The sequence below is a fragment of the Methanolobus sp. ZRKC5 genome, from assembly GCF_038446525.1.
Classification (GTDB): Archaea; Halobacteriota; Methanosarcinia; order Methanosarcinales; family Methanosarcinaceae; genus Methanolobus.
On sequence record NZ_CP151792.1, the window covers coordinates 1,542,398 to 1,555,523 of the forward strand.

Below are 13,126 nucleotides of genomic sequence, written 5' to 3' on the forward strand. Positions count from 1 at the left end.
TTAGACATTGGGTTATTGGTACATTCAGACAGTATCTCTATTTTAGTGTCATTCAGTACGGGCTTGTCTTTACTTGGGCCTCGACTTGGGCCTTAACTTGGGCCTTAACTTGGACCCACCGGATTTACATCACTAAACAATATTATAAATCAAATAAAATGTGCTCTACCATTAACCTTTTCTCAATATCCTTGTCCAAGATGAATTTAGATATCCGATATTTGCCATTGAACCTGTCGATATTCTCAAAGACTTTCTCTACAACATTCTCATCAGCCAATTCCTTAAGGAATTCTCCGCTCTGACCCAGATGATGGTGAAAGTCGCGGTTCTCGAACTCTGTATCAGAATCAATTTTCTGGGCAATCTGCACAGGTTTAAGTCCTGATCGGCAGCTGTGATGGAGCGGAGGACGATACAGGTCCACAGAACCCTTTGATAGGTCGAACACTGTCCCATGCAAAGTCCTGCACTGATCACTTGTCCTATCATCAAGTTCAGCATCGAACTCGACATATTCCACTCCACGTTGTCGATACCGGTACACTGTTGTGTTGGTGGCGACATCTGCAGTGAAGGTCCTGGCAAACCTCACTGCTTTGTATCGTTCTCCTCCCCAGAGGTCTACTATCCTTTTGGCCAGCTGATTGGGATGCATCGTATAGATTGCTTCATCTTTGAGCATCTGGACGATAGATTCTACAACATTATCTGCCAGCTCTGTGGATATCCTCACAGCTTCTTCTGTTAGTACATATGAATCTTCGATTGCAGCCGCAGAGATTTGTTTTAGTTGATAATCTGCATATAGCAACGATTGTTTGATGACCTCGGTGATGATACTATCCAGTTGCTTCAAATAGGTCCTGGAACCAAATTCCCCACGAACATTGAGGACAAGCTCTCGCTCATAGTTCATGGTCCTTAATCTGAATGCCCTCTTCATGGTTCGCTCTAAAAGGGAGATAAGCTTATTCTCGACCCGGATCAGTTCTGGAGATTTCAGGAGTGACATTATATCGCCTGCTTATGTAATATTCGTGAAACACAAAGCAACGAAAGCAAGAATAAGTAACCAGACCACAGTTGCAACAAGAACAAGGCTGTTCTTATGCCTGATCATTCACCTTCCACCGGGAATCCCCCCATTTGAGAAGCTGCTCTCTTGTGAGAACTCCACTATTGTACCATTCTATCACATCACGGGATTCCAGCTGTGGCCGACTAAGCTCCTCGAACTCTATCCACACAGAATCTTCCGCCTTGTTCATGAGTCGAAGCCGCATATTGATGGCACAGTTGGCGATGTTTTGGACAATATGCTGCAGACCTTCCAGGACAACCATACGGTCCTCTTCGGATACATATCCGGCAGCATAGGTAGATCCTTTTGTATCGCCCATGCTAAGAGGGGACTGCAACAAGCCTATTTGGATATCTGTTTCCAGTGATTTCTTGAACGACATGACATCCAGCGAGCCCTTTGCATCAACGGGAATAACATCCAGGCCAACAGCAGCAATATCCTCGTTCTCCGAGAGGTACTTGTGTTCGTCAAGCCATGCATCTATGACCTTCTGAACAGTATCCCATGCATTATAGGAGCCACAAACCACGTCACTGAACTTCATGATTTTTCTTTTAGCCTTGTCACTTTCATTGATAACAATAGACCCAGTTGGAGGAGTGAGAATCTCCTTCGGATTCATTTCGCCTGCGGTAAAATCTTCCGGGAGAATCGTTGTGTTCTGCATGAGCAGGGGAATCAGAGAGAAGTTATCTGCATTTCCGGTTGGTAATGCCACATATGTTCCATCCCTGCAGAGAAGCCTGGCAAGTGTCTGCACCTGCTCAAGGAAGTTGATCTTAGTGGACCATCGCTCAAAATCTTTAACGATCTTAGAACCGGTTCCATCGAACTGCATGCCTTTGACTAGGGAAAGTGCCAGCTTGTTCAGAGATGTGGAAACATGTGGAGTGCAGGTTGAAAGTTGCTGGTAATACTTGAACCGATTATCGGTGTCGAAGTTCTGATACCCTCCAAACTTCGTCGATGTATCTGTCCTTTTCACGCCAGCAGAGGCCATAAGAGTAATGGGCTTTGTATCTGGATCATTGATTGTGGCATTTAGGCGGACCATAATACCTCATAGATGGTTCTTGATCAGAGCCTTTACTTCTGCAGCTGTGATCTTACCGTCTTCCAGTGACTGCAAGACTTCGTAGACAAAGGACTTACGCTCTTCTGCGGTCTTGTTCTTCCACCAGAGCTTTGTCCTTATGACTATGCCTGCACCAATTCCTATCAGGAAAGTAGCTGCTTCAGTTGCATACGATTCGATCATGGTTTGCTGCTCCTTGGTTCGTGTTGGCCACACCACTCATCAGAGGGAACTACCGGAAAACCAAGCTTCGCAACCGGAGACTCACGTCTGCAAAAACCGTATGATGGAGCAGTTGGCTTATAAAATGTGCATGTAGAACAGGTATCACTCATGCAGTGGAATCTGAATGCTGCAACTATATAAGTTTAATACATTTCCAGAAGAGGGGAACTTACATATCGTCGTTCTCTATGAGTTCAGAAAAGTTGAGGTCGACAACAAACAAAGCACCGCATGTTTTACAATAGTATGATTTTCTCCCAGAAGGAAGGCGGATAAGATTAGGATGATTGTATTCACATCTTGCAAAGAATTTGTCGCCTTCAATCTCTACGGTTGCTATCCAGGACATGTTGTTGCCTCGTAAGTATTCAGTGAAAACAGTACGTATCGACTTTATATATATTGTGTGGTGCCTATAAAGTACCTTCATTTTTCTCCTATAATGCACAAATACGGCTCTGTAGAACCTCTGTCAAAATAAAAATCAGCTTGATGAAAATGAAGATATAGCAATATCACACCACTGTTTGAAAACAATGTTTTTGAGATCTTGTTAATGCTTAGACCTTGTTACGAAAATTCTCGAATCACTAGGTAACACTTTATTTTCGTTTTCCTCGCATTCCGGGCAAGGTGCACCCCAGCCTTCTTCAATTAATTCCCACTTACCATCGTCTTCCAATATGTACAATCTTTCTATTTCAGAATGTCCGTGTTTGCAGAACAGATCAACTTTCAGATTGGTAAACGTCTCACCTTTGTCGTCGAAGGTATTTTCAATTGCAACAGGCTCAAAGCCTGCATTACGTATGGATTCAAGTATCTCTTCTTTAGATTCGAACACGTACTTGTCATGACCGGGTAGACACGATGATACATAAGTCGACTCCGTGCGTTCCATGAAAGATTTCTTTTCTTCTTTGTCCTTGAACATGCAGCATTTTTTGTACTTCTTACCACTACCACATGGGCAAGGGTCGTTTCTTCCTATTTTATCTGCCATGTTATCACTTTATGAGAGTAATTCTTCTGCATAATGACCATCATGCTCCTCTTCCAGGCAGTCCTCACATAGAAGCACTTGTTTGTGTTCCTCCTCCGAACAATCAATACAGATCCACGTAGCAATCGTTTTCTTTTGTATTTTCTTACAGGATACACAATATCGGTTTCTTGTTTTGTTCTTAGAAGTAATGCGGGGATATTTCGCTCCGGCCACCGGTTCTACAATTTTCTCTAGCTTAATTACGTGCTGTATATCATCACCAAAGTCATAAACATACTCCATGATGCTGCCTTCTACAAGTTCAAGTTCATCAATCTTCTTCTTAGCACCAGCACCACATCCGTCTGGTTCAATTTCGCCAAAACCCTCTGATCTCCACACCTTGCCTGAAAAGAACTCACTCAGGTGATAATCATCGTGATTGAATGCTTCACGCATGATGCTATCCAAATCTCCAAGCGTTTGACCACCCTTTATTTCTATACGGCGCCAGATACCTTTCCTATGTTTCAACGCAGCATTAAAAACGTATACTTTGTTATTTACCATAATAAGCCATCCAAGGTTACCATTGTAGCTAAACAAGAACTTTTATAATCTCCTCCCAAAAGTAGTTTGCTGCGGTTATATTGTAGCTATATAGATGCTAAAACAGTACCAACTCTAATTTAAATTGTTCTTGTCTGGATGTTCTCCACACCACTGCCATTCATCTGAAAAAAACAATGAACATCCGGCTACGGGAGCTTCACAATTTCTGCATTATCTGGATCAAGTCCGCTCCATTTCACCTTATATCCGAGAATATCAAATACCTGCTGCCCTTTTATTCCATATTTTTCGACAATAATAAGAGCTTCATTGTACTTTATCACACCATTCAACTCTTCCTCAACAGTTTTTAGGGTTTGATCATCAACAAGCTGGTTTCCAATCCGCAGATAATCATTGGCATTGTTGTCATGTTTAATAGCATTCAGCAAAGCATCGAGGGCAACCTCGTATTTTCTGGCAGTCTCATCGAGATCGATAATGTTTCCTTCAAAAGCAATTTCAACATTTTTAAGTCTTTCAATGTCCTCTGTAACCTGTTTCTCTTCGTATTTTCGCAGAATCCTGAGTATCTCTAGATACGGTATTTTCCTGTCGTAGAAAATGATGTTATCCATATTGAATTCAGAACCAGAGCATGCAAGCTTTTTATTCACAAGAAGTATCATTTCTTCTTTTTCTCTTTTCTCCAGCAGATTAATCTTTTGAATCTTTTTTTTGAGGTATTCTGGTGTCCAGAAACCGATTATTTCAACGAATATCTTCTTGCCATTTTTCTCTAAGGAAAAATCAGGAATAAAGGCGTATTGACCTGCTTTCAATACTGCCGATTCTCTCTTGACATGCCAGTCATTAAAATTGAGCAAAGAGAATTCCTTTTCAATGGCACTGTCAAAGCTCTCCAGAGCAGAGTTTGAATCGGGTTCAATATTAAAAATCTGCTTCGTATCATCAAGAGTGAAATCATATATCCGTTTTCCGGTCATTGTTTTTTTCGAGATACTTGCTTTTAAGCTCCATTTTTTGCACTTCATGATAATTGGCAGGAGTTTTGCCATGGAAGTGCCATATCTTTCAGTCAGTTTAAACAGGGAAACAGCTCCGTCCAGGTATATCCTGCCATCCTCAATGGAGTACATCAATCCAAACCGTTTGATCTTCCAGAAGACCTCCTGGAAATTATCCTCTATTTGAATTTCCATGCCTGTTGCTTTAAAAAGAAGAGTTTGTGTCAATGACAGGTTATATTGTCTGAGCAGATCTTCAGGCGTCATTGTCTGGAACTCCTTAACTATCAAGTTCTCCTCCATATCTGCCCATAAGGCTTTTTCCAGTTCATTGGGTTTAACTGATAAACTTTCAGCAACCCTATTTATGACATCATTCCTTTCTAGAGCATCAAAAACAGCACCCGTACACTCCTCAAAAACCATTTTTCGGGCAGTTGATGGCTCTATGTCCGCATCCATTTCAATGATGCATTTTCTCTTAAGTATCTGAGAAAGACCCCTTATCAAACGGAAGTCAATCTCTTCGATACCTTCAATTTCTTCAGAGAGTTCTCCATATGTTTTACCGATATGCTTCTGAAATATATCTATAAGAGAGCGTGAGATCTCAAGGTTCCCACTGTTGATTTTAGCGTAAACAGGTTCTATTTTTCCTTTATAGCTTTTCGTAACAAGAAGGTCACTAGTGAGCATTTTTATATTCTACCTCAGAGCTTTCTTTCTTCTTTTTGCTGTGTTGATCTCACTTGTTTCTGCCGATACGATCTCATATAGGACAGCTTCCTTCCCTTCCTTCTTTCTGAGTATCCTGCCCAAACGTTGAATGAAAGCCCTTCCACTGCCTGTTCCGCTCAGGATCACACCAACATCTGCCTCAGGAACATCTATGCCTTCATCCAGAACTTTTGATGTCACAACTGCCCTATATACCCCCGACCTGAACCGATCAAGAATCTCACTCCTTTCCTTGCTTGGCGTTTTATAGGTTATGGCCGGTATCAGGAATTCCTTTGATATCATATAGACAAGTTTGTTGTGCTCGGTGAAAATAAATAATCTGCTATCAGCATGCTCTTTCAGGATCTCCCTGAATTTTTCTATTTTAGATGCACTGTTCAGGGCTATATCCCTTGCTTTATTTCTCGCAAGAAGGGCTTCTCTTGCCTTGGGATCTCTTCCACTTCGAATAACGATTTTCTGGAAATCTGATGGGCTTCTGATTATAATGTTACTTTTTCTGAGATAGTCTACAAAAATTCCCTGATTTTGCTCATATTCTATCTGCTCTTTCTCAGTCAGCTCAACCGCTATCTTTTGAAGCTTGAAAGGGGATAAATGCTTCCCTGCAAGATCTTTTACCTTTTTCTCAAAGACCTTTCCACCAACAAGCCTGTTAATCTCACTATGGGCTCCATCTTCTCTCTCATATGTAGCTGTTAGTCCCATCCGGAAAGGTGAAGCAAACATCTCGGCTATATTCTTGTAACCTTCGGCAGGAAGATGATGCACTTCATCAAAAATCATAAGACCAAATTTGTTTCCCAACATGGCAGCATGGATATATGCAGAGTCGTATGTGGATACGGTTAAGGCTTTTATTTCCTGCTTTCCCCCGCCAAGCATTCCCACATCTACTTTGAACTCCTCTTGCAGTTTAGAACGCCACTGGTCAAGCAAGTCAAGAGTTGGAACTATCACTATTGTTGGCGTGTTCAATAAGGAAATTGCGTTAATCCCCACAACAGTTTTACCACTCCCAGTTGGTAGTACGATGACCCCGCGTTTGCTGTTCTGGATCCATGCATCAATAGATTTTTTTTGATATCCTCTCAATTCTATTGTGCTCTGAAGTTCAGGACACGGTAGAAGGTCAAGAACATTATCCGTATAACTGATACTTGAATTTTTAAGATAATCGGTAATGTTCTGGTAATACAAAGCCATCGCTCTGAAGGTTTTTGAACGCTCATCCCATGTAGAGTGACGGATTCTGGCATCTCCCCGAATGACAATTGTGCCTTGGTTAAAGAAAAGTTCCATTGTGGTTTAAAATCGAATTGGATATTAATAAACGTTGGGTATACACAGTGAAAGTAATATGTGGTCGATTTGGTCTGAAAGATTCAATTCAAACCATTAGACTATATTTTTCATTTTAAGTTTCTCAATCACCAGTTCTGCAGTTTCTTCCACCTGCCTCTCCTTGAGATTATTCTGCATCTTCGAATAATATTCTGCAATAAAGTCCACCGCATGGCTCTTGTTACAATCCTGCTCCTTCATCGCCCGGTGAAGTACTGCGGTCGATGGACTTTTACAATCAGCGGCTCTATAGAAGTGTTATACACTTTTCCCAGAGCAAGGGGGAACTTAGATGTCATCATTTTCTATGAGTTCAGAAAAGTTGGGGTCGACCACAAACAAAGCACCACATGTTTTGCAATAGTATGATTTTATTCCAGATGGGGGGGCGAATAAGATTGGGGTGATTGTATTCGCTTCTTGCAAGGAGTTTATCATTCTCAATTTCTACGGTTGCAATCCAAGTCATGTTGTCCCCTCTGAAGTATTCAATAAAAACAGTACGCAGTGACCGTGTATATATTGTATCGAGCATATTAGATAACGTGCGCCATCTAACTGTTGTTTTCAGCTTAGTCTTTTTTCATAATGAATTTCTTGCGCGTCTTGCGCACCTCACCTGTGCGGCTACGCACGCACGGGCTCGGGCTTAAGCCGCGTTTTTCCCCACACCTATTCTACAATAAAGTTGTAAAGTGGTAACGCAGTAAGTAATTACATTTCCCTGAGTAGACGGAAACCGAAGTTGAAGTACCGGGAGTACGGGGCGTATTCGTAGCGATTTGCTGACCGACAGTTCTCGGCGTTGTTGAACCAGCTACCGCCACGAGAGACCCGGAGCGAGCCACTACCATCTTCCCATGCACTACCATCTGTAGGAGCACCTTCATAATAACTATGCCATCCATCCTGGCACCATTCCCAGACATTGCCATGCATATCGTACAGTCCCCAGGGATTGGGTTTCTTCTGTCCAACCGGATGAGTTTTGCTCCCTGAATTGTTTTTATACCAGGCGTATTCTCCCAGATCAGACACACTATCTCCAAATGAATATCTCATGGTCGTGCCCGCCCTGCAGGCATACTCCCACTCGGCTTCGGACGGCAAACGGTACTTATTCGTGCCTTCCATGTTGTTTAACTTTTTAACGAACTCCTGCACATCATTCCATGAAACTTTTTCCACAGGATTGCTGTCACCATCAAAATAAGACGGATTATCGCCCATCACCTCACCCCACTGTTCCTGGGTCACCTCATACTTACCAAAGTAGTAGGCTTGCCCGATAGTTACCTCATGAACGGGACCTTCATTATCATACCGGTCTTCTTCATATAATGGAGAGCCCATCTCAAACTCGCCTGCCGGAATGAGTACGAATTCCATGTCAATAGAGTTGGTATAGGTCTTGGGGTTATTATCCTCAAGTTCTTCAGCTACAGCAGGTTGCGCAACTGGTTCATTTTCAGGTTCACCTGATTTTTCATTAGTGGTTGTTTTTGTTTCAGCTATCTCTCCATCGTCAGACTCATCGGTTTCATCTACGAGTTTATAGAGAGGATCATCATCAATGTCATATGACTTTGTATCAGGAAACATTTCTTCGGTTTTTTCCTCGTTTTCTGTATCAATTGGATTCTCAGTATCAGTACAGCCAGAAAACATTGTTGCAATAATCAATACCAATAACAAAGTTAGTTTCAAACAATTTTTAAAATTCATTACATTAAACGGTTTTATATCCACCATGCCACTCCCACTCAAATTTCTATAACATTTTTTGGAAGTTACTTTATTTCACATATATGTTATATTTTACGGCTAAATCTAATTTTACATCAACTTTTTCATTTTAAGCTTCTTAATCACAAGCTCTGCAGTCTCTTCCTTTGCCTCCCTAGCACCTTTAATCTCCTTCAGGCGGGCGGTAACATTGACCTTGTTCACCTTGTCGAGTTCGGAGAAAGCACCCTCATCGCCTCCCTGCTCTTCTTCAAGTTCGGTCTTGCTGGCGGTAGCGCTTTCCATTTCAGCAGTGAGCTGGTCGATAATCGCCTGTTCCTTAGCAAAGTAGCGAGCCACGATAAGAGCTTTAGGAACAAGGTCGCAGGTCCAACCTTTGTCTTTTTCCTTACCTTTCTTGTCCTTCTCTATAATACGATAGGTCTGAGCCTTCCAGCCATCATCAGAGATCATGTAGCAATCATCCTGCATTGTTTCAGCCCAGTAATCCATCAGGTGCTGGTACACATCGTATTGGCTGATGAGAGGCTTGTCTGCGTAATGTGCAAGCAAGTCTTCGGAGAGTTCTGCTATGATCTCCTTAGGGTGACTTTCGACCTTCAACTGGCGCAGTGTGACTGAAGACTTCTCACGCCATTCAGCAAAGTGTGCATTCATTCCATCAATAGAAGCAGCAAACTCCGGATGCTCGTAGATGCTGGATTTGATAGCAGACTTGTCCACGGCAAGCTCCAGATAGCCATGACGCTTCTCTTTGAACAATGCCTGCCGAAGCTGTGGACAAATATCCCAGTACCTTTGGAGTGCATCGATATCAGCACATGGAATGCCACCGTGCAGGTGACCTTCTATGTCCTGAAGGTCCTCAGCATTGCCACGGAAAAGAACACCATGAGGCAGGATACATGCACCCTTACCTGTGCTCTTGAGAGAGCGGACGATGTGTAATAGATAGGCGTAATCTCCCTGCTTGCCGGGAGGAATTCCGAAAGGCTTGAAACGATCGTGTTCGTCTTTAAGAGGATCAAGTCCGGTACTCCATCGCTTGTCACTGAAAGGTGGATTAGCGACAACATAGTCAAAGGTCTTGATAGTTTCCCCATCCTTGAACTTTGGTTCGGCCAGAGTGTTACCCTGCACGATAAGGGCTTCGGGATTGTTGTGCAAGATCATGTTCATGCGAGCGAGACCGGACGTTGCAGCATCTTTTTCCTGACCGTACAGGGTTAGCTTTGTTCTTGCCTCGTCTGCAACCTTCAGCAGCAGTGAACCGGAACCGCAGGTAGGGTCATAGGCAGTGGTGGAGCTGGTGGTATTTGCATTACGGATGCCAAGTATCTGTGCTATGATACAGCTGACCTCGGCAGGAGTATAGAACTGGCCTTTGCTTTTGCCGCTCTCAGTTGCGAAGTGACGCATAAGGTATTCGTAAGCGTCGCCCAAGATATCATCGCCTTCAGCACGGTTCTTCGAGAAATCAAGCGCGGGGTTCTCGAAAATAGCTATGAGATTGGTAAGCCTGTCCACCTGTTCCTTGCCGCTGCCAAGCTTGCTGGCATCATGGAAATCCGGCATATCGGACAGCTTGTTCGCATTGACCAAGGGAGCGATTATCTTCTTGTTTATCTGGTCGCCTATGTCAGTTTGACCCTTAAGTGCTACCATGTCCTTAAAGCTGGCACCTGGCGGGACACTGATAGGGGCGAAGGGTATGTCGGCGTATTTGTCACTGACGTACTTAATAAAAAGCAGGACGAGTACATAGTCCTTATACTGGCTGGCGTCCATCCCACCGCGCAGTTCATCGCAGCTGGACCAAAGGGAAGAGTATAGTTCGGATTTTTTAAGGGCCATTTCATCACCAAGCTCTCATTAGATGACCATCGGTGTTTTCAACTATGTTACAAGTAAAAATAGGAGTAAGGAATACGTTATTATCTCTCATGATGTAACCTGGGTGCATATTACGAATCAATATGCTATTAAAATGATGATGCATCTTACTTTCTGAGATGCATTATCATTTTCTTATGAAGTGTTTCTGTTAAAGTATAAAAGATTTATTTTTTGCTTTGAATTGTTATTATTTAATAAAAACAAATTATATGGGATTTATACTTTCTAAGATTATTAAATCCAATATTGATAGGTTAAATCTTTTTGGATGTAAAGTATACCTAACTGATCTTGACGGCGATATTATCGTTAAGACTGATAGGAATGAATACACTGTAGAAACTGCAGAGGAGGAATAATGATGAATAGTAATTTCAAGATGTCACTGGATAGAGTGGAAGGAAATTTCACAGTTCTCTTTGTGAGATATGAAGAGTCGAATAAAATCGATTTTCCTATATATCTCCTTCCGACTGGATTAAAAGAAGGAGATATTCTGGAGACTGGTATAAGTAAGGATGAAAAGGAAACCGAAGATGCAAAGAAAAGGGTAGCATCGTTGATAGAGCATTTGAAGAATAAAAGTAGTCGAACGGTAGATTTTTTGTTATGAATAAGTGTAATCGAAATGATTCTTGTTTATTGACTCAAAATTGTAATTAATATCAGTACATGTTGGTCCAGATAGTAATCCACTTGTTCTCATTACCGGTTTTCCATTTTTATTTTCAAGATAGATAACTACATTAGCAAACCACAAAAGATATTCTTCATATAATTTATCTAGTGTTCCAAGCCGGAGAATATAGAGAGAAGAAATATTATGCTTTTCTTCCCAGTACATATTGTGTCTGAGATATTGAATTGCGATTTCTCTATCCGTGAAACATAGGAAATCTGATAAGGAATCATAAACAACACAGATTTTAGAACATTTTTTATTTTTCAGAATACGCTGAAGTGCTTCCTCGTATTTTTTGTTCAAAAGATGAGGGTTCCTAGGATCTGCTATTAAAACTGGTTCCTTAACAATTGGATCAAAGGGTCTATTGAGGTTAATATGATATTTCTTTTCTTTCTTTTCTGATGTTAATTTCTTGTAACAATCAATTATAACCACATTTTTCAGTTTATTTTCTACCCATTTTTTATTCGCATTTTCATTACTCTTTTTTATCTTATCTTCAAGAGCTTTTTTTATTTTCTCATGAGGTCGTGCAAATGTGAAATAGATTACACCACTTTCTTCATTGAGGTATGGACTAACTAAATTTTCTGCCACTTGCCAGGGTCTCCAGCTTTCATCTGCTGCCAATATAATAGGATAAGGATGAAATTGTTTCTTAGCATCTGTAGCTTGATTCTTAGCTGATTCTATCACTTTATCTAAACACTCCATATTAAATTCAGGAGGAGATAGCTTTATGTTGGTTATATTTTTATTAGATTCTACAGTATCCTTTGAAAAACCAATCAATTCAAGGCAAATTATATGATAGAAAATTCTTAGCAGAAGTGCTACAATGACTAATGTAATAAACAGTAGAGAAATTAAAAGATCAGGAACTAAAGTTAAATTTATAATAATAACTGAAATCCAAAGAACACATAAGTAACAATATAACTGTTTTCTCCACCTTATGTAAGCTCGTCTTGTTAATGCATATCCAATTAAAAGTGTAAGAACGGACGTAATAATGTTTCCAATATCATTAATGGCGCTAGAATCTACAGTAACTAAGCTTGAAATACCTATCATTAGAGCAGTCATGTCACTTCAACCATTATGTCTCCTTTAGTTGAACATGAATCTGGTTCACACGGACAAGCAGATATTGCAACTGTGCAATTCTTGAGAGCTAAAAAAGATACTGAATCATCACTTTTTGCTCGTGTGGTCTTTGTTTTGAATGTGTATTTGATAGAATCTAACTCAAAATCCATGAATAAATTAATAGTGCTTGGTAGGTCTGTTGTTTGAATTCCAAGAGCAGAGGCAAGAATATCTCTACACCCATCTTTTTCTTTCCCAAAATGTTCACTATAAATTTTTCTCCTGCAACCTGGATACAGGATATTGGTGTCAGCTTTAGAATTAATTGAGATCACTTTAAGAACAGCTTCTTCGTTAACATCAAATAATTCATCTCCATCTTTTAATATAAATCGTCGAATTCTATCAAGAGTTATTCCTTGATGGTAATTTAAGAAAACCAAATCAGATAATTGACCACCGTCTTGACACCTAATTTTAACTTTCTGTCCCTGTGTTAAGACAAAACCTTTTGCTTCCCCTTTCTTTAAAGTAAAAACTATTTTTGCCATGTTCATTCCTTTTTAAGTATATTACTATCTATTAACATTCGATATAAACTATCACTATGATGATATCTAATTACAGTGCTTTCTATAATTTTACTTTTTTTGTTCCTGCCACAATTGACCTA

At 40.8% G+C, this 13,126-nt stretch carries 14 protein-coding genes; 1 reads left to right on the top strand and 13 read right to left on the bottom strand.

Features of this window, described 5'->3' with window-relative positions:
• Window positions 1-142: 142 nt before the first annotated feature.
• The 11 genes from WN948_RS07655 to WN948_RS07705 form a co-directional block, all read right to left on the bottom strand.
• Entirely contained in the window at window positions 143-1,015 is an 873-nt protein-coding gene (locus tag WN948_RS07655; protein ID WP_342303640.1) for a minor capsid protein, read from the bottom strand.
• Window positions 1,016-1,109: 94 nt separating this feature from the next.
• Complete coding sequence (locus WN948_RS07660; protein ID WP_342303641.1) at window positions 1,110-2,141, bottom strand: hypothetical protein; 1,032 nt, start codon at window positions 2,139-2,141, stop codon at window positions 1,110-1,112.
• Window positions 2,142-2,147: 6 nt separating this feature from the next.
• Window positions 2,148-2,345 carry a hypothetical protein gene (locus WN948_RS07665; RefSeq protein WP_342303642.1) on the bottom strand — a complete coding sequence of 66 codons (198 nt, stop codon included), beginning with the start codon at window positions 2,343-2,345 and terminating at the stop codon, window positions 2,148-2,150.
• 211 nt (window positions 2,346-2,556) lie between these two features.
• A complete protein-coding gene (locus WN948_RS07670; protein WP_342303644.1) occupies window positions 2,557-2,736 on the bottom strand; it encodes a hypothetical protein in 180 nt (59 codons plus the stop codon).
• Between the two features lie 204 nt (window positions 2,737-2,940).
• Entirely contained in the window at window positions 2,941-3,390 is a 450-nt protein-coding gene (locus WN948_RS07675) for an SEC-C metal-binding domain-containing protein (protein ID WP_342303645.1), read from the bottom strand.
• Window positions 3,391-3,399: 9 nt separating this feature from the next.
• Window positions 3,400-3,942 carry a hypothetical protein gene (locus WN948_RS07680; RefSeq protein ID WP_342303646.1) on the bottom strand — a complete coding sequence of 181 codons (543 nt, stop codon included), beginning with the start codon at window positions 3,940-3,942 and terminating at the stop codon, window positions 3,400-3,402.
• 188 nt (window positions 3,943-4,130) lie between these two features.
• Window positions 4,131-5,648, bottom strand: a complete 1,518-nt coding sequence (locus WN948_RS07685) for a DUF790 family protein (protein WP_342303647.1) — start codon at window positions 5,646-5,648, stop codon at window positions 4,131-4,133.
• 9 nt (window positions 5,649-5,657) lie between these two features.
• Window positions 5,658-6,995 (bottom strand): DEAD/DEAH box helicase family protein, encoded by a 1,338-nt coding sequence (locus tag WN948_RS07690; RefSeq protein ID WP_342303648.1) that lies wholly within the window; start codon window positions 6,993-6,995, stop codon window positions 5,658-5,660.
• Between the two features lie 96 nt (window positions 6,996-7,091).
• The gene (locus WN948_RS07695; RefSeq protein WP_342303649.1) at window positions 7,092-7,238 is read right to left on the bottom strand and encodes a hypothetical protein; all 147 of its coding nucleotides are present in this window, start codon (window positions 7,236-7,238) and stop codon (window positions 7,092-7,094) included.
• Window positions 7,239-7,751: 513 nt separating this feature from the next.
• Window positions 7,752-8,789 carry a formylglycine-generating enzyme family protein gene (locus WN948_RS07700; protein ID WP_342303650.1) on the bottom strand — a complete coding sequence of 346 codons (1,038 nt, stop codon included), beginning with the start codon at window positions 8,787-8,789 and terminating at the stop codon, window positions 7,752-7,754.
• Between the two features lie 84 nt (window positions 8,790-8,873).
• Window positions 8,874-10,637: a class I SAM-dependent DNA methyltransferase gene (locus WN948_RS07705; protein WP_342303651.1), complete on the bottom strand. Its 1,764-nt coding sequence runs from the start codon at window positions 10,635-10,637 to the stop codon at window positions 8,874-8,876.
• A gap of 400 nt (window positions 10,638-11,037) precedes the next feature.
• Between WN948_RS07705 and WN948_RS07710 the strand changes: the two genes are divergently transcribed.
• The gene (locus WN948_RS07710; protein WP_342303652.1) at window positions 11,038-11,292 is read left to right on the top strand and encodes a DUF3006 domain-containing protein; all 255 of its coding nucleotides are present in this window, start codon (window positions 11,038-11,040) and stop codon (window positions 11,290-11,292) included.
• Here the strand turns inward: WN948_RS07710 and WN948_RS07715 are convergent.
• Both WN948_RS07715 and WN948_RS07720 read right to left on the bottom strand, forming a co-directional pair.
• Window positions 11,287-12,450 carry a hypothetical protein gene (locus tag WN948_RS07715; RefSeq protein ID WP_342303653.1) on the bottom strand — a complete coding sequence of 388 codons (1,164 nt, stop codon included), beginning with the start codon at window positions 12,448-12,450 and terminating at the stop codon, window positions 11,287-11,289. The two genes, WN948_RS07710 and WN948_RS07715, sit on opposite strands and share 6 nt — an antisense overlap.
• Window positions 12,447-13,004 carry a DUF1989 domain-containing protein gene (locus tag WN948_RS07720; RefSeq protein WP_342303654.1) on the bottom strand — a complete coding sequence of 186 codons (558 nt, stop codon included), beginning with the start codon at window positions 13,002-13,004 and terminating at the stop codon, window positions 12,447-12,449. Before WN948_RS07720 ends, WN948_RS07715 begins: the two co-directional genes overlap by 4 nt.
• Window positions 13,005-13,126 lie beyond the last annotated feature (122 nt).